20 protein-coding genes are annotated in these 17,778 nt (G+C 70.7%); 13 read left to right on the top strand and 7 right to left on the bottom strand.

The annotated features are described in order from the left end of the window. Positions 1-120: 120 nt before the first annotated feature. The 5 genes from CyaNS01_RS03935 (at position 121) to CyaNS01_RS03915 (ending at position 6,087) form a co-directional block, all read left to right on the top strand. The gene (locus tag CyaNS01_RS03935) at positions 121-2,247 is read left to right on the top strand and encodes an IMS domain-containing protein (protein WP_186699047.1); all 2,127 of its coding nucleotides are present in this window, start codon (positions 121-123) and stop codon (positions 2,245-2,247) included. Positions 2,248-2,326: 79 nt separating this feature from the next. Continuing rightward, positions 2,327-3,790 (top strand): signal recognition particle protein, encoded by a 1,464-nt coding sequence (gene ffh / locus CyaNS01_RS03930; RefSeq protein ID WP_186699045.1) that lies wholly within the window; start codon positions 2,327-2,329, stop codon positions 3,788-3,790. Between the two features lie 55 nt (positions 3,791-3,845). After that, a complete protein-coding gene (gene rpsP, locus CyaNS01_RS03925) occupies positions 3,846-4,244 on the top strand; it encodes a 30S ribosomal protein S16 (protein ID WP_186699043.1) in 399 nt (132 codons plus the stop codon). Next, complete coding sequence (locus CyaNS01_RS03920) at positions 4,241-5,260, top strand: PhoH family protein (protein WP_186699041.1); 1,020 nt, start codon at positions 4,241-4,243, stop codon at positions 5,258-5,260. Before rpsP ends, CyaNS01_RS03920 begins: the two co-directional genes overlap by 4 nt. 89 nt (positions 5,261-5,349) lie before the next feature. Further along, positions 5,350-6,087 carry a Bax inhibitor-1 family protein gene (locus CyaNS01_RS03915; protein ID WP_186699039.1) on the top strand — a complete coding sequence of 246 codons (738 nt, stop codon included), beginning with the start codon at positions 5,350-5,352 and terminating at the stop codon, positions 6,085-6,087. Between the two features lie 164 nt (positions 6,088-6,251). On the opposite strand, the gene CyaNS01_RS03910 is transcribed toward CyaNS01_RS03915, so the two are convergent. After that, positions 6,252-6,779, bottom strand: coding sequence for a hypothetical protein (locus CyaNS01_RS03910; protein ID WP_186699038.1), 528 nt, complete (start codon positions 6,777-6,779; stop codon positions 6,252-6,254). A gap of 184 nt (positions 6,780-6,963) precedes the next feature. On the opposite strand from CyaNS01_RS03910, the gene era reads away from it, so the two are divergent. The 3 genes from era to trmD are packed head-to-tail and all read left to right on the top strand — an operon-like array spanning position 6,964 to position 9,225. Beyond that, positions 6,964-7,950, top strand: a complete 987-nt coding sequence (gene era, locus CyaNS01_RS03905; protein WP_370561764.1) for a GTPase Era — start codon at positions 6,964-6,966, stop codon at positions 7,948-7,950. Between the two features lie 37 nt (positions 7,951-7,987). Further along, on the top strand, positions 7,988-8,512 hold the full coding sequence (locus CyaNS01_RS03900; RefSeq protein WP_186699036.1) for a phycobiliprotein lyase: 525 nt from the start codon (positions 7,988-7,990) through the stop codon (positions 8,510-8,512). A gap of 5 nt (positions 8,513-8,517) precedes the next feature. Beyond that, complete coding sequence (gene trmD / locus CyaNS01_RS03895; RefSeq protein ID WP_186699034.1) at positions 8,518-9,225, top strand: tRNA (guanosine(37)-N1)-methyltransferase TrmD; 708 nt, start codon at positions 8,518-8,520, stop codon at positions 9,223-9,225. Positions 9,226-9,227: 2 nt separating this feature from the next. Here trmD and CyaNS01_RS03890 read toward each other — a convergent pair whose 3' ends face one another. Then, positions 9,228-10,106 carry an SPFH domain-containing protein gene (locus tag CyaNS01_RS03890; protein ID WP_186699032.1) on the bottom strand — a complete coding sequence of 293 codons (879 nt, stop codon included), beginning with the start codon at positions 10,104-10,106 and terminating at the stop codon, positions 9,228-9,230. Positions 10,107-10,262: 156 nt separating this feature from the next. On the opposite strand from CyaNS01_RS03890, the gene CyaNS01_RS03885 reads away from it, so the two are divergent. The 4 genes from CyaNS01_RS03885 (at position 10,263) to larB (ending at position 12,706) form a co-directional block, all read left to right on the top strand. Further along, the gene (locus tag CyaNS01_RS03885; RefSeq protein WP_186699031.1) at positions 10,263-10,724 is read left to right on the top strand and encodes an NfeD family protein; all 462 of its coding nucleotides are present in this window, start codon (positions 10,263-10,265) and stop codon (positions 10,722-10,724) included. A gap of 113 nt (positions 10,725-10,837) precedes the next feature. Then, entirely contained in the window at positions 10,838-11,335 is a 498-nt protein-coding gene (gene ispF, locus CyaNS01_RS03880) for a 2-C-methyl-D-erythritol 2,4-cyclodiphosphate synthase (RefSeq protein ID WP_186699029.1), read from the top strand. Further along, on the top strand, positions 11,332-11,889 hold the full coding sequence (locus CyaNS01_RS03875) for a TIGR03792 family protein (RefSeq protein WP_370561663.1): 558 nt from the start codon (positions 11,332-11,334) through the stop codon (positions 11,887-11,889). Before ispF ends, CyaNS01_RS03875 begins: the two co-directional genes overlap by 4 nt. 85 nt (positions 11,890-11,974) lie before the next feature. Next, positions 11,975-12,706 carry a nickel pincer cofactor biosynthesis protein LarB gene (gene larB / locus CyaNS01_RS03870; protein WP_186699027.1) on the top strand — a complete coding sequence of 244 codons (732 nt, stop codon included), beginning with the start codon at positions 11,975-11,977 and terminating at the stop codon, positions 12,704-12,706. Here larB and CyaNS01_RS03865 read toward each other — a convergent pair. The 4 genes from CyaNS01_RS03865 to CyaNS01_RS03850 all read right to left on the bottom strand — a co-directional run bounded on the left by CyaNS01_RS03865 (position 12,675) and on the right by CyaNS01_RS03850 (position 16,298). Next, positions 12,675-13,586 (bottom strand): DUF1517 domain-containing protein, encoded by a 912-nt coding sequence (locus tag CyaNS01_RS03865; RefSeq protein WP_225875900.1) that lies wholly within the window; start codon positions 13,584-13,586, stop codon positions 12,675-12,677. The genes larB and CyaNS01_RS03865 overlap by 32 nt on opposite strands. A gap of 106 nt (positions 13,587-13,692) precedes the next feature. After that, positions 13,693-13,923, bottom strand: coding sequence for a sulfur carrier protein ThiS (gene thiS / locus CyaNS01_RS03860; RefSeq protein WP_186699023.1), 231 nt, complete (start codon positions 13,921-13,923; stop codon positions 13,693-13,695). Positions 13,924-13,987: 64 nt separating this feature from the next. After that, entirely contained in the window at positions 13,988-15,127 is a 1,140-nt protein-coding gene (locus CyaNS01_RS03855) for a thiamine phosphate synthase (protein WP_186699021.1), read from the bottom strand. A 148-nt stretch (positions 15,128-15,275) separates the two neighbouring features. Next, positions 15,276-16,298, bottom strand: coding sequence for a bifunctional riboflavin kinase/FAD synthetase (locus CyaNS01_RS03850; RefSeq protein WP_186699019.1), 1,023 nt, complete (start codon positions 16,296-16,298; stop codon positions 15,276-15,278). Between the two features lie 76 nt (positions 16,299-16,374). Between CyaNS01_RS03850 and CyaNS01_RS03845 the strand changes: the two genes are divergently transcribed. Further along, positions 16,375-16,956, top strand: coding sequence for a DUF3611 family protein (locus CyaNS01_RS03845; RefSeq protein WP_186699018.1), 582 nt, complete (start codon positions 16,375-16,377; stop codon positions 16,954-16,956). Here the strand turns inward: CyaNS01_RS03845 and surE are convergent. After that, entirely contained in the window at positions 16,941-17,762 is an 822-nt protein-coding gene (gene surE, locus CyaNS01_RS03840; protein ID WP_186699016.1) for a 5'/3'-nucleotidase SurE, read from the bottom strand. The two genes, CyaNS01_RS03845 and surE, sit on opposite strands and share 16 nt — an antisense overlap. Positions 17,763-17,778: the final 16 nt, after the last annotated feature.

The raw sequence follows: 17,778 nt of genomic DNA, 5'->3' as shown, positions 1-17,778 counted from the left end.
CGGGCCTGGGGCAACGCCGGATCCTGGAGCGAACTGTACGGGGTCTGGGCACCGGAAATGTTCGTGCCGCTGCCAAAACCGGAGTCCCTGTCTACAGTCGGCCACTGAGGCCAGCGCGGGTTGGAACTGCCGATCGATCACTTCCGGTTGCTCGGTGTCAGCCCGACCACGGACGCCCAGTCGGTGCTGCGCACCCTGGAGCAGCGCCTCAACCGGGTGCCGGAGCAGGGCTTCACCGCCGAGACCCTGCAGGCCCGGGAATCCCTGCTGCGGCTGAGCGCCGATCTGCTCACCGACTCCCACCGTCGCGAGGCCTACGAGTCGGAACTCACCGCCCTGGGTGGTGAGGACCACCCGCTGCAGGCGGCCCTGGAGATCCCCACCAGCCGGGAGCTGGGCGGCCTGCTGCTGCTGCTGGAGGCCGATCAGCCGCTGGAGTGTTTCAGCCTGGCGCGACGGCTGCTGCAGCCCCCCCAGGCCCCCACCCTCGGCAGTGGCCGCGAAAGCGACCTCAGCCTGCTGGCTGGCCTGGCCTGCCTGGCCGGTGGCGCCGAGCTGCAGCGGCAGCGTCGCTACGAGGCCGCCGCCCTCACCCTGCGGGAAGGCCTGCAGTTGCTGCAGCGCATGGGCCAGCACACTCCCCTGCGACAGCGGGTGGCCGAGGAGCTCGCCCAGTTGCGACCGTTCCGCGTGCTCGATCTGCTCAGCCGCAGCCTTGCCGCCAGCGACGAGCGCGCCGAGGGCCTGAAGCTGCTGGAGGAGCTTGTGCAGGAACGGGGCGGCCTCGAGGGAACCAGTTCGGCTGGCATGAGCCCCCAGGAGTTCCAGGCCTTCTTCCTGCAGATCCGCGACTACCTCACCGTGCAGGAGCAGGTGGACCTGTTCAGCCGCTGGGCCGATCAGTCGGCCGTGGCCGACTTCCTGGCCAGCACGGCCCTCACCGCCTCCGGCTTCGCCCAGCGCAAGCCGGAGCGGATCGCCGCGGCCATGCAGCGGCTGCAGGCCTCCGGCCAGGACGGCATCCAGCCCCTGCTGGCCTGTCTGCACCTGCTGCTGGGCCAGGTGGAGGCAGGCCAGCAGGTGTTCAGGCGCGGCGCCAGTGAGGACGCCAAACTGAAGCAGTGGGCCGAGCAGCGCAGCGACGATCCCCTGGCCCAGCTGTGCGACTACTGCCGCGACTGGCTCAAGGGAGACGTGTTGCGCGGCTACCGCGACCTGGAGGCTGACCCCGATCTGGAGGCCTATTTCGCCGACCGCGATGTGCAGGCGTTCATCGAGCGCCTGCCGCAGCCCCTGATCCAGGCCGATCCCCCCGCCGGCGACCTGTTCAGCCAGGCCGGCTGGCCTGACAGCCCTGCTGCTCCGGCTGGCCTGGCGGGGCAGTGGCCTGAGGTCGAGCCAGCCCTGGGCCTGGAGAGCGATCGAGAGCCCATCAGCTCGGAGGACAGCGGGGCCAAGGCCTCCTGGACATCCCGGCTGCGGGGCGCACTGCCTTCCATGGCACTGCCTTCGATGGCACTGCCCTCAATGGCCTTGCCCTCGCTGCGGATCCCCGCGATGCGGAGGCCTGAGCTGCGGCTGCCGGCTGTCGCCCTGCCGCGCTGGAGGCGCTCCAAGGGCCTCAACCTGAGCAAACACAGCAGGCACCTGCGGCTGCCCCGCAGCCGCCGCGGTCGCCTCCTGGTGGCCGTGGCGGCTGCCGGAGTGCTGGGCGCTGGGCTGTGGGCTCTGCTGCGGCCACGGCCCCAGCCCATGCCGATCCCGGTGGAAACCACGCCGGCACAGCCTGCAGCGCCGCCGGCCGGCCCCGAGGCAGCAGCCCCGCCGCCCGCCCAGCCCGCCCGCCCCGTGCCGCTGCAGGTGGCAGAGCCCTCCCAGGCCCAGGTTCAGGCCCTGCTCGAAACCTGGCTGGCGGCCAAGGCCGCCGTGCTGGCCGGCGGCGAGAGCCCGGTTCCGCTCGACTCCATGGCCCGTCAGGGCGAGATCGCCTACCTGCAGCAACAGCGCCGCGAATCGGCCGCCAGGCAGCAGACGCTCAAGCTCAACACCACCGTGACCAATCTCACGATCGAAGAGCGCTCCCCCAGGCGCATCGCCGCCCTGGTGAGCCTGCGCTACAGCTCCCAGCCCATCAACGCCGCCGGGGAGCCTGCCGGCCCGGCAGCCCAGGCCGATCTGCGCAACCGCTATGTGTTCGGCCGCGACGGCGACACCTGGCGGGTGGTGAGCTTCTCGCCCCTGCGCTGAGGCCAGAGCCTGCCACGCCGGTTTTTACCATCGGTGGCAGCGGTGCCCCCGCGCCCACCTCTCCCCAGGCCTCTCCGCGATGTTCGACGAGCTCTCCCAGCGGTTTGAAGACGCCGTCAAGAACCTGAGGGGCCAGGCGGCCATCACCGAGGGCAACGTCGAAGGGGCGCTGAAACAGGTGCGGCGCGCCCTGCTGGAGGCCGATGTGAGCCTGCCGGTGGTGAAGGACTTCGTCGACGAGGTGCGCCGCAAGGCCGTCGGAGCCGAGGTGGTGCGGGGCATCAGCCCCGATCAGAAGTTCATCCAGGTGGTGCACGAGGAGCTGGTGGAGGTGATGGGTGGCGAAAACGCCCCCCTGGCCGCTGGAGGGACGGCGGAGACGCCCTCCGTGGTGCTGATGGCCGGCCTCCAGGGCGCCGGCAAGACCACCGCCACCGCCAAGCTCGGCCTGCACCTCAAGGAGCAGGGGCGCAAGGCGCTGCTGGTGGGCGCCGATGTCTACCGTCCGGCGGCCATTGAGCAGCTCCGCACCCTCGGCGGCCAGATCGGCGTGGAGGTGTTCAGCCTGGGCACTGAGGCCAGACCGGAGGCCATCGCGGCGGCGGGCATCGCCAAGGCGCGGGCCGAGGGTTTCGACACGGTGCTGGTGGACACCGCCGGCCGCCTCCAGATCGACGCCTCGATGATGGAGGAGATGGTGCGGATCCGGGAGGCCTGCAGCCCCGATGAGGTGCTGCTGGTGGTGGACGCGATGATCGGTCAGGAGGCCGCCGAGCTCACCCGCGCCTTCCACGAGCAGGTGGGCATCACCGGAGCGGTGCTCACCAAGCTGGACGGCGACTCCCGCGGCGGTGCCGCCCTCTCGATCCGCAAGGTGAGCGGCGCTCCGATCAAGTTCATCGGCACCGGCGAGAAGGTGGAAGCCCTGCAGCCCTTCCACCCCGAGCGGATGGCCAGCCGCATTCTCGGCATGGGGGATGTGCTCACCCTGGTGGAGAAGGCCCAGAAGGAGGTGGAGCTGGCCGATGTGACGCGCATGCAGCAGAAGCTGCAGGAAGCCAGCTTCGACTTCTCCGATTTCGTGCAGCAGATGCGCCTGATCAAGCGCATGGGCTCCTTGGGCGGGCTGATGAAAATGATTCCTGGGATGAACAAGATCGACGACGGCATGCTGCGCCAGGGCGAAGAACAGCTGGGCAAGATCGAGGCGATGATCAGCTCGATGACGGCCACCGAACGGGAGAATCCCGATCTGCTCGCCTCCACCCCCTCGCGCCGGCGGCGCATCGCCGCCGGCAGCGGCCACAGCCCCGCCGAGGTGGACAAGGTGCTGACCGACTTCCAGAAGATGCGTGGCTTCATGCAGCAGATGACCCGGGGCGGCGGCATGCCAGGCATGCCCGGCATGGGGGGCATGCCTGGCATGGGCGGCTTCCCGGGGATGGGTGGCGGCATGCCTGGGATGGGGGCGCCTGCTGCCGCTGGCCGCAGCCGCAAGGCCCACAAGCCCCCCAAGAAGCGCAAGGGGTTCGGGCAGCTCTAGGGAGGTCGGGCCAGGGGGTACATTGCTTGTTTGGACACCTAGCGGCAAGGCCCCGATGATCAAGCTCCGCCTGAAGCGGTTCGGCAAGAAGCGGGAAGCGAGCTTCCGCCTCGTGGCGACGAACAGCACCTCCCGCCGGGATGGTCGACCGCTCGAGGAGCTCGGCTTCTACAACCCCCGCACCAAGGAGACCCGCCTCGACACCGAGGCGATCCGCGCCCGCCTGGCCCAGGGTGCCCAGCCCACCGCCACCGTGCTGAGCCTGCTCGAGCGGGGCGGTCTGGTCACCAAGACCGTGCGCTCCTCCGTCGTGGTGGGCCAGGCCAAGCAGGCCGCCGCGAGGGAGGCCGCCGCCAAGAAGGAGGCCCGCGAGGCCGCTGAGGCCAAGGCCGCTGCCGCAGCTGAGGCAGAGACCGCTGCGGCAGCCGCCGCCGAGCCTGCTGCCGAGGCTTGAGCTCCAGCCCGGCGGCTGAGCCAGGAGGCCGCAGCGGCGCCTCCGTGGCCCTGCCTGATGCCACCGCCGCCCTGGCTCTTGCCGGTGAGGCGGAGGCCACCCTGCGGCGCCTGGAGGCTCTCACCGGGGCCTCGCTGGTGCTGCATGGCCTTGAGCTGTGGATCGGCGGCCGGCCCCGCCAGATCGAGCGTGCCCAGACCCTGGTGGACATGCTGCGCCCGCTCTGGCAGCAGGGCCAGGCCATCACCCCGGTGGATCTGCAGACGGCCCTGCAGGCCCTCGACACCAACCAGGGGGCCGCGCACCGCTCCCTGGGCGAGCAGGTGCTGGCCAGAAGCCAGAGCGGCCAGCTGTTGCGCCCCCGCACCCTGCGCCAGAAGGCCTACGTGGAGGCGATGGAGCGCCACGACCTCACCCTGGCCCTGGGCCCCGCCGGCACCGGCAAGACCTTTCTGGCCACGGTGCTGGCCGTGCGCATGCTCAACGACCGCAAGGTGCAGCGGCTGATCCTCACCCGGCCGGCCGTGGAGGCCGGCGAGCGGCTGGGCTTTCTGCCAGGCGATCTGCAGCAGAAGGTGGATCCCTACCTGCGCCCCCTCTATGACGCCCTGCATGCCCTGCTGGGCACCGAGCGCACCAGCGCGCTGCTGGAGAAGGGGGTGATCGAGGTGGCGCCGCTGGCCTACATGCGCGGCCGCACCCTGGCCGATGCCTTCGTGATCCTCGATGAGGCCCAGAACACCACCGCCGCCCAGATGCGCATGGTGCTCACCCGGCTGGGCGAGAACTCGCGCATGGTGGTCACGGGCGATCCCACCCAGCTGGATCTGCCGCCCGGGGTCACCAGCGGCCTCAAGGAGGCGGCGGAGGTGCTGGAGGGGGTCGAGGGCATCGCCGTCTGTCGGCTCGGGGCCGCCGACGTGGTGCGCCACCCGCTGGTGCAGCGCCTGGTCACCGCCTACGCCCAGTGCGATGCCCGCCGCCAGAGCCCAGCCCCTCCCAGGCGGTCGTCATAGGGAGATCCACACCTCTCGGAGCCCAACGGGGACGGGCACCGAGGCGCCGGCACTGCCAGGATGAGCCCAGTTCGATTTCCCGGTGCGCCATGCCGGCCAGCAGCAATTTCCAGGAGGCCATCCGCGAGGCTCAATCGAGCGCCCTGGTGGGCCCCAATGTGGTCAACAAGGCCCTTCCCTACGTGGGCGGTGGCATGGTCCTCACCGCCGGTGGGGTGATCGGCGGCCTGGCCCTGATGGCCGCCAATCAGGCCCTGTTCATGCCGCTCTTCTGGGTGGCCCTGATCGGCAACTTCATCCTCTTCTTCGTGGCCCAGAACGTGGCCACCAAGGGCAACAACGCCACGGCCCTGCCGCTGCTGGCGGCCTACAGCCTGATCACCGGCTTCACCCTCAGCGGCATCGTGGCCTATGCCCTCTCGGTGGCCGGTGTGGGGGCCATCGGCACGGCCACCCTGGCCACGGGCATCACCTTCGTGGTGGCCTCCTTCGCGGGCCGCCGCATGAGCGACAGCGTCGGCCAGGCCCTCAGCGCCGTGGTGGGCCTGGGCATCATCGGCCTGCTGATCGCCATGGTGGTGCAGATCGTCGGCAGCCTGTTCGTGCCAGGCATGTTCGGGGGCAACGGCTTTGAGTTGCTGATCGCCGGCTTCGGCACCGTGCTGTTCATCGGCGCAGCCTTCGTGGACTTCTACACGATGCCCCGCACCTACAACGACGACCAGTACCTGGCCGGCGCCCTGGGGATGTACCTCACCTACATCAACCTCTTCATCTTCCTGCTGCGGCTGATCATCGCCCTGCAGGGCGGTGGCCGCCGCGACTGACCATCCCTTGGGGAGTGACATCAGTGCTCCACTTCCGTGCTCCACTGATGCCATCGCTCCACTGATGTCATCCCAGGCTTTTCAAGCCGCTTGCGCCCCCCAGGGGCGCTTTTTTCTGGGAACTGCAGAGGGCAACACCGGACACTGGCCTTGCCCTCCGCCGCTCACCCCTCCGCCACGGCCTCCACGGCTGCGGCGATGGCCTGGCGTTGCTCGGCGTCGTAACCCCAGCGATCGAGAAAGGCCACATCCTCACCCTCAGCAGCGGCGGCGGCCGCCAGCAGCGTTTCCAGCCGCTCCTTGACACCGAGGGGCTCCAGCAGGCGCAGCAGCTCGGTGCAGCGGCTGGCCACCCGCAGCGAGGCCTGCTGCTGTTCAGCATCGTCGGCGCGGCCGTGGTGCAGGGCCATGGCGGTGCTCATGGCCAGATTGCGGGCGGTGAGATCCACCACTCCCACCCCCGCAGTCCTCAGCTGCAGCACCAGCGGCTCGGGAAGCCGGTCCATCAGCGGACAGTCGCCCACCAGGCTCACCACGAAGAAACCGCGGGCCCCATCCCGGCTCGCCACCAGCTCCCCGAGTCGATCGGCGAGCACCTCATCACTGAGCTCGCCGTTCTCCCAGAGCGCCAGCCACTGCGCCGTGATCTCCATGGCCTGCTGGAAAGTCGGTTCAAGGGGTGTGGTGGTCATGGCGATCGCGATGGGAGGGGTCCAGCGATCTCTGAGGTTATGGAATCCGGGCGCCGCTGCCGCTGGCCATGCCCAGACTGGGAAGGCCCTGCCAGCCACCGTGTCCACCAGCGAGTCCAGCCATGCCACAACTGACGCGACGCTGAACGCGACTGCTGAAGCACAGGCGACCGAAGGCGTGCTGCTGCCGATTCCAGATCCAGCCGAATCGGCCCGGATGCTGCAGCCCTCCCCCGCGGAGGGCCCGTTTCGCTCCGGTTTCGTGGCCCTGGTGGGGCGGCCCAACGTGGGAAAGTCCACCCTGCTCAACCAACTGGTTGGGGAAAAGGTGGCGATCACCTCGCCGGTGGCCCAGACCACCCGCAACCGGCTGCGGGCGATCCTCACCACCGCGGCGGCCCAGCTGGTGCTGCTCGACACCCCCGGCATCCACAAGCCCCACCACCTGCTGGGCGAGCGCCTGGTGAAGACGGCCCGCAGTGCCATCGGCGAGGTGGATGTGGTGCTGCTGCTGGTTGATGGCAGCCAGCCGGCCGGCCGCGGCGATGGCTTCATCGTGGAACTGCTGCGCCATTGCCGCGCCCCGGTGCACCTGGCCCTGAACAAGCACGATCTGGTGCCGCCCGAGCAGGCCGCGGCCCTGGCGGGCAGCTACCGCGACCTGCTGGCCGGTCGGGGGGATTTCGCCAGCCCCGGAGGCAGCCAGGCGCTTGGCTGGCCCCTGCACCCGGTGAGCGCCCTCAGCGGCGAGGGCACCACGGAGCTGGTGGATGCCCTCAGCCAGGACCTGCCCCCCGGGCCCCAGCTCTACCCGGCCGATGCGGTCAGCGACCAGCCCGAGCAGCTGCTGATGGCCGAGCTGATTCGCGAGCAGGTGCTCACCCACACCCGCGAGGAGGTGCCCCATTCGGTCGCGGTGAGCATCGATCGGGTGGTGGACGACGGTCCCCGCACCGCCGTGCTGGCCACGGTGCTGGTGGAGCGCTCCAGCCAGAAGGGCATCCTGATCGGCAAGGGGGGCCGCATGCTCAAGACCATCGGCCAGGGGGCCCGGCTGCAGATGGAGAAGGTGTTCTCCGGCCCCGTGTACCTGGAGCTGTTCGTGAAGGTGGTGCCGGGCTGGCGACGCAACGCCGCCCGCCTGGCGGAGCTGGGCTACCGGGGCGACTGAGGGCCACGCAGGGGCAGGCGACTGAGAGGATGGGGCCATGAGCGACACCCCAGCTTTTCCGCCTCAGGAGATCGGAGCCTTCCTGCGCTTCTGCGCCGGTGAGTGGATGGGCCTGCGCAGCCAGTTTGCCCTCGGCGAGGTGGTCGAGGAGGAGGGAGCCAACGGCGATGAATGGCACAGCAGCGAGCGCGGCGAACTGCTGGTGACCTTCCTGGAGCCCACCGACGACGGCCCCGGTGGCCTGCGGGTGGGGCCCAGGAATACACCACCCAGGGAGTTGCTGTTCAGCGCCGACGGCCTCTTCAGCAGCAGCGCCTCTGGAGAGGGCTCCAGTGCAGCGGGCCCTTCCGGCGGCCTGCAGGGCCACTGGCAGCTGTGGCCCGATGGCAGCCTGGAGTTGTGGCTCAGCCAGGGCGATCGCGAGGTGCGCGAGCGGATCTGGTTCACCAAGCCCAACCTGCGCCTGCGCAGCACGGTGGAGCGCCAGAGCGACGGCACCCCAGGCCAGGCCAGCTTCAGCACCGAGATCCGCCGGGTGAGCCAGCCGGCCAGCGGCGGCTGACGGCCATGCGCCTCGATGTGGTCAGCCTCGCACCGGAGGCCTTCACGCCGCTGCTCAGTCTGGGCGTGATCGGCCGCGCCTTTGCCGCCGGCATCGCTGAGCTGCACGTGCACAACCCCCGCGACCACGCCAGTGATCGCTACCGCAAGGTGGACGACGTGCCCTACGGCGGTGGCGCCGGCATGGTGCTCAAGCCCGAGCCGGTGTTCGCCGCCGTGGAGGCGATCCCGGTGCTGCCGCGGCGTCGGGTGCTGCTGATGAGCCCCCAGGGGGTGCCGCTGGGTCAGGGCGACCTGCGCCGCTGGGCCGCGGAGCACGACCAGCTGGTGCTGCTCTGCGGCCACTACGAGGGCTTCGATGAGCGCATCCGCAGCCTCGCCCACGAGGAGGTGTCGCTCGGCGACTTCGTGCTCACCGGCGGCGAACTGCCGGCGGCGGTGGTGATCAACGGCGTGGTGCGCCTGTTGCCGGGAACGGTGGGCACGGCAGCCTGCCTCGACGACGAGAGCCACAGTGCCCTGCTGCTGGAGCATCCCCACTACACCCGCCCGGCCAGCTTCCGGGACATGACCGTGCCGGAGGTGCTGCGCAGCGGCGACCACGGCGCCATCGCCCGCTGGCGCCAGCAGCAGCAACAGCAGCGCACGCGCGAGCGCCGGCCAGACCTCTACAGCCGCTGGCAGCAGGCCAGCGGCGACTCCGGCGGCGGCTGAGCTCAGCCCTTCTCCTGCAGGCCCCTGAGGGCTGTGAGCAGCGAGGCCGGGCTCTGGGGATCCACCATCAGCACAGTGCCCCCCTTGGCATGGGCGAGCTGTTCGCCCATCTCCATCCAGTCGCGGGCCAGGAGCAGCCGCAGGGCCTCGGCGGCGGCGGGGTCGGCGGCGATCGCCCTGGCCAGGCAGGTGGCGGCAGCGGCGCGGGCCTCGGCCTGCAGGCTCTGCTGCTTGGCCTCCGCCTCGGCCTGCAGCAGCAGCGCCTGGGCCCGGCCCCGGGCGGCGTTGAGTTCACTGTCGCGCACCCCCTCGGAGCGCAGGATCGCGGCCCGCTTCTCGCGCTCGGCCGTCATCTGCTGCTCCATCGCCTGCTGCACCCCGGCGGAGGGATGGATGTCGCGCAGTTCCACCCGGGTCACCTTCACGCCCCAGGGGTCGGTGGCCAGATCCAGCTCGCGCAGCAGGGCCTCATTCACCTCCTGGCGGGTGGTGAAGGTCTGATCGAGGTCGAGCTTGCCCATCTCCGCCCGGATCTGGGTGAGCACCAGGTTCACCATGGCGGCCTGCAGGTTGTCGACGCCGTAATAGGCGCGGGAGTGCTCCAGCAGCTGCCAGTACACCACCGCATCCACCTCGATCGACACGTTGTCGCGGGTGATGCACTGCTGGGGCGGGATGTCGAGCACCCGCTCCTTGAGCGACTCGTGGCTCACCACCTTCTCCACCACGGGCAGCACGAAGGAGAGGCCCGGCTGCAGCTGGCGGTCGTACTTGCCGAGACGCTCCACCAGCCGCGACTGGCCGCCGCTGGTGACCTTGACGCTGTTGATGCCCAGAAAGGCCATCACCACCAGGGCCGGCAGGCTGAACAGGGCTTCCATGGCGGGTAGGGGGCTGAGGGGAGAGCGGGGGGGCAGGCGCGACGCCGGGGCTAGACCTGGCCCTGATCAGGCTAGGTCTGCCTGCCCGCCTGGGTGTCCCGGGCCACCGTCTGCCCTGGCACCAGGCCAGCATGGATCCGCCCCATTCCCTGACCCATGGCACTGGCATCGGTGATCTGGCTGCTGGTGGGCCTGGCCCTGCTCGGCCTCGAAGGGCTCGGGGCTGAGTTCGATGGTCTGCTGGAGGCTGCGGTCGCGGCGCTGGTGGTGTCGGCGCTGAGTGCCCTGCTGCCCTGGCCGCCGCTGCTGCAGGTGGTGACCTTTGCCGTGCTCAGCGGCCTGGGGCTGCTGGCGCTGCGGGGCTGGGAGCGGCGCAGCCGTGAGCGCTCGATCCCCGCCAGCGGCCACAGCCAGCGGGCCGCAGTGATCAGCGGCTTTGAGGGCACGGCGGAGGGGCGGGTGCGCTGGCAGGGCCAGAGCTGGGCCGCCACCAACCTCGAGACCAGCCGGACACTGCAACCAGGCAGCGCGGTGACCGTGATGGGCCGCGACGGCAACCGGCTGCAGGTGCTGCCGGACGCAGCTCCAGGCGAGCTGCCTGGTGGGTCAGGGCACTGAGTCCAAACCAGGCGGCAGGCCAACCGTCGCGACCTGAGCGCGGCCAGCCCAGCGAAGCGACTCCACGGTGCGGAGCAGACTCGGAGCTACGGCCTGCCCCCCTTGTGAACGCCATGACAGCCCCCCCGGCCCTGCGGATCGGCAATGGCTACGACATCCATCGCCTGGTGCCGGGTCGGCCCCTGATCCTGGGGGGCCAGAGACTCGCCCATCCCGAGGGCCTGGGTCTCGACGGCCACAGTGACGCCGATGTGCTCGTGCACGCCATCATGGATGCCCTGCTCGGGGCCCTCTCCCTTGGCGACATCGGCCAGCATTTCCCGCCGGAGGACGCCCGCTGGAAGGGGGCCGACAGCCTGGTGCTGCTGGAGCAGGTGATGGCCCTGGTGAGGGAACGCGGCTGGAGGATCGTGAATCTCGACAGTGTGGTGGTGGCGGAACGCCCGAAACTCAAGCCCCACATCGCGGCCATGCGCGCCGCCATCGCCGCTCGACTCGGCCTCGATGACGACCAGGTGGGCGTCAAGGCCACCACCAATGAGCGGCTCGGGGCCGAGGGCCGCGAGGAGGGCATCTCCTGCCACGCCGTGGCCCTGCTGCAACGACCGTGACCGCACCCCGCAAGCCAGTGCCGCGGGACGACCTGCCTAGGCTCACCGGCCCGCCGAGGCCATTGCGACGGCTGCTGCTGGTGCTGCTGCTGGCCGCACTGCTCGGCGGGATCAGTTCACCTGCTGCGGCCCGGGCCCCCATGAGCACCTCCTCCCCCACCACCACAGCAGAGACCGGCGTTGTGGAACTGCTGCGGCTGGGGGTGAAGGCCCAGTACCGCGAGGCCTGGCTGGAGGCCGAAGCGGCCAGCTGGGGGCCCTGGCTGAAGCAGCAGGAGGGCTTCCTGGGGCGGCAGCTGTTCTGGGATCCTGAGCGGCAGGAGGGCACCCTGCTGATCCGCTGGGCCAGCCTGGAGCAGTGGAAGGCGATCCCGATGGCTGAAGTGGGCGAGGTGCAGGAGCGCTTTGAGCGGCTGGCCCGTGAGCTCACCAGCAGCGACACCGGCAGCGAGGCTGCCAATCCCTTTCCGCTGCTCTATGCCGCTGAGCTTCAGCCGCAGCCCCAGCTGGAACGACAGCCCGGTCTCCAGAGCGACGTCCCAGCCGATGGCTGAGGCCCTCTCATGCGCCCTCAGCGAGGCCGACGACTGCTGGATCTGATGGAGATGGTGTGGATCAAGCCCTGACAGCACCCCGGCCATGAACGAACCCACGCCCGCCCTGGACCACCGCCTCGACCTGCAGCGTCGCCAGCGTCTCGGCATGGTGGAAGCGGTGTGGGGGGAGCACAAGAGCGCCGAGCAGATCGCCGCCATTGCCACCAAGCTCTGGGATGCCGGCGAGGTGCTGCTGGTGACCAGGGTGTCGCCGCAGAAGGGCGAAGCCGTGGCCGCCCTGCTGGAGACGCCGGCCCTGCGCTATCACTCCGAGGCCCGCTGCCTCACCTTCGCGACGCCGGCATCCCCGGAGCCAGGCGCATCCCCGGAGCCGGGCGAGGCCTTTGCCGGCGCCGCTACCGCCCGGGTGGCTGTGCTCGGGGCCGGCAGCAGTGATCTGGGCGTGGCCAGCGAAGCGCTCCTGGCCCTGCAGTGCCATGGGGTGGGGGCCGAGCTGGTGCTGGATGTGGGCGTGGCGGGGCTGCACCGCCTGCTGGATCAGCTGCCGCTGCTGCGATCGATGGACGTGCTGATCGCCTGCGCCGGTATGGAGGGCGCCCTGCCGACCGTGCTGGCCGGCCTGTTGCCACAGCCCGTGATCGGCGTTCCCGTGGCGGTGGGCTACGGCGTCAGCGCGGGCGGCATGGCGGCCCTGCACGGCATGTTGGCCAGCTGTGCACCGGGGCTCACGGTGGTGAATGTGGACAACGGCTACGGGGCGGCGATGGCCGCCCTGCGCATCCTCAGAGGTGCTGGAGCTGGGGATAGGCCGTGAGCAGCTCCTCGGTGCTGAACACGTCTCCAGTGCCATCGGGCTGCCAGATCACTTCAATCGCCAGCAGATCGGAACTGGCCACCCCGCCGAGCACCTGCAGTGACTGACGCAGTTCTTCAGCCGTGGAGGCTCCCTTGATGGTGAGGCGTTGGCGCGAGGCCACCAGCAGGGTCACGGCGATGAAATCGCTGCCGACATCGCTGTCACCAGCGGCGGAAGCGGCGCCAGCAGAGCGGCGGCCCGCCACGTTGGAGGTGAGCTCGGCATCGAGCTTGCTGCGCTCGGCCATGGAGAGGCGGTTGAAGGTGGACTCGGCGCTGGCAAAGGGCACCTGGCCCACTTCCGCGTTGGCATAGACCCAGAGATCTGGATGGCGCAGCAGGGAGAGGGTGGTTTCCTGCAGCACGGTCTGCAGCCCACTGGTGGATCCGGTGTCGGCGCGGCCAGCCAGGGCGCGCAGGTCGTTCTGGAGATCGCGGGCCGAGGCCAGCAGGCCCACCTGCAGCTGACTGATGGTGACCGGGCCATCCACCCGGGGGGCGTAGCCGGAACCGCCCGGCAGGGAGGGGCTGCCGCCGCCGACACCGCGCAGGGCATTGGCGATCAGGCCCACCACGGCCATCAGGATCAGGAAGCCGAACAGGCCGCCACCGCCGAAACCGAAGATCGGAATCAGGAAGGGGAAGCCGATGCCGCCACCCCGCATGCCACCACCGCCGCGCATGCCGCCACCGAAGCCGCCACCACCGCCGCCGCGGGGCAGGGAGGGGGCGGCGCGGAAGCTGCCGCCGCCGATGCGGCCGCCCCGGGCCGCCATTGAGGGTTCAGGCGCCCAGAGCAACAGCGTGATCACCAGGGCGGGCAGGGCCAGAAGGCTCACCGTGCGACGCCACCAGCTGCGGCGCCAGCGTGGCTGGCCAGAGAGGGCCTGGGTGGGCTTGGAGGAGTTGGAAAGCGGCAACAGGGCCGGTGCGAGTGGGAAAAATCTAGGAACCACCTCCCACGATGGTGACCACCTCCAGCACATCGGATTCCACCACCTGCTGCTGAGCCCAGTGCTGACGCGGCAGGATCGTGCCGTTGAATTCCACCACCACGAGCTGGGGGCGGTAGCCCAGCTGGGGCAGCAGCTGCTCGAGGCTCTGGTCCGCGGGGCACTGGCGGGCTTCGCCGTTCAGCTGAATCGTGATGGCGGCGCCGGGATCCTCTAGGGGCATGGTGATCGCCTGGCCCCCATGGGCCTCAGGGCTCTGAAGCTAGGGGACTCCCCACGCCCCTGGCTCAACTGGGCCGACCCAGGCCAGTGAGCAGGGCACGGCTGGCGGCGGCGGGGTCGGCGGCCTCCGTGATCGCCCGCACCACAGCGATCCGCTCGGCGCCCACCCGCTGCAGCTGGGGGATCGTCTCCAGGCCCAGGCCACCGATGGCGAAGAAGGGAATCGGGCAGGCCGCCGCGGCCTGGCGCACGTACTGGATCCCCACCGGGGCCCGGCCCGGCTTGGTGGGGGTGGCCAGCACCGGCCCCACGCCCACGTAGTCGCAGCCATCCCGCAGGGCCTGCTGGAGCTGGGGCAGGGCATGGGTGCTGCGGCCGATCAGCCGCCCCTCCCCCAGCAGTCGCCGTGCCACGGCGGGCGGCAGGTCGTCCTGGCCCAGGTGCACCCCATCGGCATCCACCGCCAGGGCCAGATCAATGCGGTCGTTCACCAGGAACAGGGCGCCATGGTCGGAGCAGAGGCGCCGCAGGGCGCGGGCCTGCTCCAACCGCTGCCCGTCGCTGAGCGGGGCACCATCGGGGCCTGGGCTGCCGGGCTTGGCCCGGTACTGCACCAGCCGCACGCCGCCGTCGAGGGCGGCGGCCACCACGGCCTCCAGCTCGGGCATGGGGCTGGTCACCAGATAGAGGTGGCAGCGGGCCAGGAGCTGGCGGCGGCTGGCCCCATCGCGACTGCCCTGCAGCAGGGCCACCTCCAGGTCGTAGAGGCCGTAGCGGATGGCCGCGGCCGCCGCGGCCAGGGGGGGATCACTGCTGCGGCCGAACTCCTCCAGCACCCGCAGGGCCTCCTGCACCCGGGCGGCATTGGCGGCCACCACCTGGGCGGGCTGGCGGCGCTCCGCCTGGGCGGGGTGGCCGAGGCCGGCGCCAGAGTCGCTGGCGGTGTGGCGGGCCAGCTTGTAGGCGTCGCGGTGCAGCCGCCCCAGCGTCTGGCGCATGTCCTTGGTGCGGCTCACCAGGTCGGCGCGCTCCAGAGCGAAGCGGGCCCAGTCCTCCAGCACCCGCAGGCCTTCGCGGGCCCGATCGAGATTGGCGTCGATCAGGCGCCGCACCGCCAGGTCATCGGCAGACTCCTGGGCTGCGCAGGCGTCCTGGGGCTGCTCCTGGGCACTGCTGGGGCCTGGGTGGGGATCGGGAAGGGCCATGGGGCGGCGGCGTGGTGAAATCAGCACAACCGGCTGAAGTTGGGCCGGTCAGGCCTGTCTAGGTTGGAGGCTCTGATCGGGTCGACAGGCCCAACCCGAGGCCCCGATGGATCAAGGCGGTTCGGACAGCCCGATGCTGGTGCTCGTGTCAGGGATTCTGCTGCTGGGCGGCATCGCCGCCTTCATGGGCTGGGGCCTGACCCACGCCTACCCCGGCGGCTAACAGGCTGCGGGCGGCCGCGGCATCGCTGGCGATCTGAGCACAGAGCGCGGCCAGGTCGGCGAAGCGCTCCTGGCTGCGCAGCAGGGCCACGGGCTCCACCCGCAGCTCGAGCCCGCCCAGCTGCAGGTCCTGATCGAGCAGGTGCACCTCCACGGCTGAGCTGGCCTGGGGGTCCACGGTGGGCTGGGGTCCGAGGTTCATCACGGCGGGCAGCCAGCGGCCGTCTGCCGTGGGCTGGCCCTCCAGCTGGCCATTGAGCTGAACCCGGGCGGCATAGACGCCCTCCTTGGGCAGGAACTTGCGCCCGTCCACCCGCAGATTGGCGGTGGGCCAGCCCAGACCCCGCCCCAGCCCCTTGCCAGCCACCACCTGGCCGCTGAAGCGGTAGGGCCGCTGCAGCAACCGCTCCGCCTCAGCGAGATCGCCGGCGGCGAGGGCCCGGCGGATCCGGCTGCTGCTGAGCCGATCGCCGCCGTCACTGAGCATCGGCAGCACCGTCACCGTGAGACCCCGGGCCGACCCCAGGGCCATCAGGGTGTCGGTGTCGCCCTGGCGGCCCACCCCGAAGCGGAAGTTGCTGCCCACGGCGATGCGGCGGGCATCCAGCTGCCCCACCAGCACCTGGTCCACGAAGGCCTCCGGGTCGAGGGCGGCGAGGCGGCGATCAAAGGGCACCAGCACCAGCTGGTGGATGCCCAGGGGACCGAGCAGCTCGAGCTTCTCCGAGGGCAGATCGAGCCGCAGGCGCGTGTCGCCATGCAGCACCTCGCGGGGATGGGGCCAGAAACTCACCACCGTGGGCACCAGGGCCGGCACGGCGGCGTCGGAGCGGCCCTCGCCAGCCACGGCCGCGATCACGCGCCGATGGCCCCGATGCAGACCATCGAAACTGCCAAGGGCAATGGCGGTGGGGCGCTGGGCCTCCTGGGGGGTTCGCAGCGGTATCAACGCGACAGATCCCAACGCCGGGGCAGGCCGCCCAGATCCTCCCATGGCACCTTTGGGGGGGAATTTCAGTGCACCCATGGCTGACCGCCTCGATCTGCAGCAGATGTCCGCCGCTCTGCGGCGTGTGGGCTGGGTACGGTTCTGGACCCAACTGGTGCTCGCCGTGGTGGTGGTGGGGGTGCTGGTGTTCAACAACATCGGCGGACGGCTTGCCGCCGACTCCTCCCGCGCCCTGGGGCTGGGCCCGGGAATCTCCCTCACCACGCTCTCGTTTCTGCTGCTGCTCGGCTGCCTGTGGCAGAGCTGGCTGGTGGTGCGCTGCGGCCGGGCCCTGGCCAGCCCGGTGCGGCCCAGCCGCGGCGAGACCGGCCGGCTGGTGAAACGCGGCCTGCTGATCGATCTGTCCGGCCTGACACTGGCTGCCGTGGGCTACCAGGCCATGGCCGGCAGCCTGTTCGTGCAGGCCTCCCAGCAGGTGCCGGGCTTCTTCGGGGCGCAGTTGCAGGGTCAGGCCGGACGAGGCGGCCGTCTGATCGGCCTGCCGATCACCTCGATCGAAATGTTCTCGGTGCTGGGCAACACCCAGGTGCTGTTCGCTCACCTGATCGGCCTGGGGATCAGCCTCTGGCTGCTGCAGCGGATTTACAGGCCCACCTGAAGCTGGTCATCCCGGGGAAGATCCAGCTGGGGCAGGTCCAGCGTGGCGCCGCGCCAGAACAGCTCCGGCTGCAGGGGCGACAGGGACACCCCGCCGCCGTGAACGTGGGCCACATCCACGGGCCAGTCGGCGGGTCCCGCCACCTTCGCCTCCAGGTCGTTGGCCACCTCCCCCGCCAGCCAGTAGTAGGTGCGGCCGCGGGGGTCGACGCGGCGGTCGAACTGGTCGGTGTAGCGACGCACCGCTGTGCGGCACCAGCGGAGGGGTCCCAGGCTCTCCGCCGGCAGCGGAGGCACATTCAGATTGAGCAGCATGCTGGCGGGCCAGCCTTCGGCCAGCATCGTCTCGGCCACGTCGAGGGCGATGGCGGCGGCGGGCACGAACTGGCGCCACTGGAAATCGGCACTGCTCACCGCCAGCGAGGGCAGGCCCTCGATCGTGCCTTCCATGGCCGCACTCACCGTGCCGGAATAGAGCACATCGGTGCCGAGGTTGGGGCCGTGGTTGATGCCGGAGAGCACCAGATCCGGCCAACTCTCCAGCAGGGAGAACAGGCCCAGCTTGACGCAGTCGCTGGGGGTGCCGCTGCAGGCCCAGGCGGTCACGCCGTCGTCGAACAGCTCATCGGCCCGTTCGGCCCGGATGGGGGTCTGGAGGGTGAGGCCATGGCCGGTGGCGGAGCGCTCCTGGTCGGGGCACACCACCGTGACCTCATGGCCGCGGGCCACAGCCGCGTTGGCCAGGGTGCGGATGCCATCCGCAAAGATCCCGTCGTCGTTGCTGATCAGGATCCTCAGGGGGGTCATCGGCGCACGTCGGGGC

Source organism: Cyanobium sp. NS01 (genome assembly GCF_014280235.1).
In the GTDB taxonomy this organism is placed as follows: Bacteria; Cyanobacteriota; Cyanobacteriia; order PCC-6307; family Cyanobiaceae; genus NIES-981.
Note: the sequence above shows the minus strand (reverse complement) of the source record. Positions and strands in the feature narration are given on the sequence as shown.

Coding starts and splice junctions, on each gene's coding strand:
- ffh (WP_186699045.1), top strand. CDS start 2,327: ATGTTCGACGAGCTCTCCCAGCGGTTTGAAGACGCCGTCAAGAACCTG.
- rpsP (WP_186699043.1), top strand. CDS start 3,846: ATGATCAAGCTCCGCCTGAAGCGGTTCGGCAAGAAGCGGGAAGCGAGC.
- CyaNS01_RS03915 (WP_186699039.1), top strand. CDS start 5,350: ATGCCGGCCAGCAGCAATTTCCAGGAGGCCATCCGCGAGGCTCAATCG.
- CyaNS01_RS03910 (WP_186699038.1), bottom strand. CDS start 6,779: ATGACCACCACACCCCTTGAACCGACTTTCCAGCAGGCCATGGAGATC.
- CyaNS01_RS03900 (WP_186699036.1), top strand. CDS start 7,988: ATGAGCGACACCCCAGCTTTTCCGCCTCAGGAGATCGGAGCCTTCCTG.
- trmD (WP_186699034.1), top strand. CDS start 8,518: ATGCGCCTCGATGTGGTCAGCCTCGCACCGGAGGCCTTCACGCCGCTG.
- CyaNS01_RS03890 (WP_186699032.1), bottom strand. CDS start 10,106: ATGGAAGCCCTGTTCAGCCTGCCGGCCCTGGTGGTGATGGCCTTTCTG.
- CyaNS01_RS03885 (WP_186699031.1), top strand. CDS start 10,263: ATGGCACTGGCATCGGTGATCTGGCTGCTGGTGGGCCTGGCCCTGCTC.
- ispF (WP_186699029.1), top strand. CDS start 10,838: ATGACAGCCCCCCCGGCCCTGCGGATCGGCAATGGCTACGACATCCAT.
- larB (WP_186699027.1), top strand. CDS start 11,975: ATGAACGAACCCACGCCCGCCCTGGACCACCGCCTCGACCTGCAGCGT.
- thiS (WP_186699023.1), bottom strand. CDS start 13,923: ATGCCCCTAGAGGATCCCGGCGCCGCCATCACGATTCAGCTGAACGGC.
- CyaNS01_RS03855 (WP_186699021.1), bottom strand. CDS start 15,127: ATGGCCCTTCCCGATCCCCACCCAGGCCCCAGCAGTGCCCAGGAGCAG.
- CyaNS01_RS03845 (WP_186699018.1), top strand. CDS start 16,375: ATGGCTGACCGCCTCGATCTGCAGCAGATGTCCGCCGCTCTGCGGCGT.
- surE (WP_186699016.1), bottom strand. CDS start 17,762: ATGACCCCCCTGAGGATCCTGATCAGCAACGACGACGGGATCTTTGCG.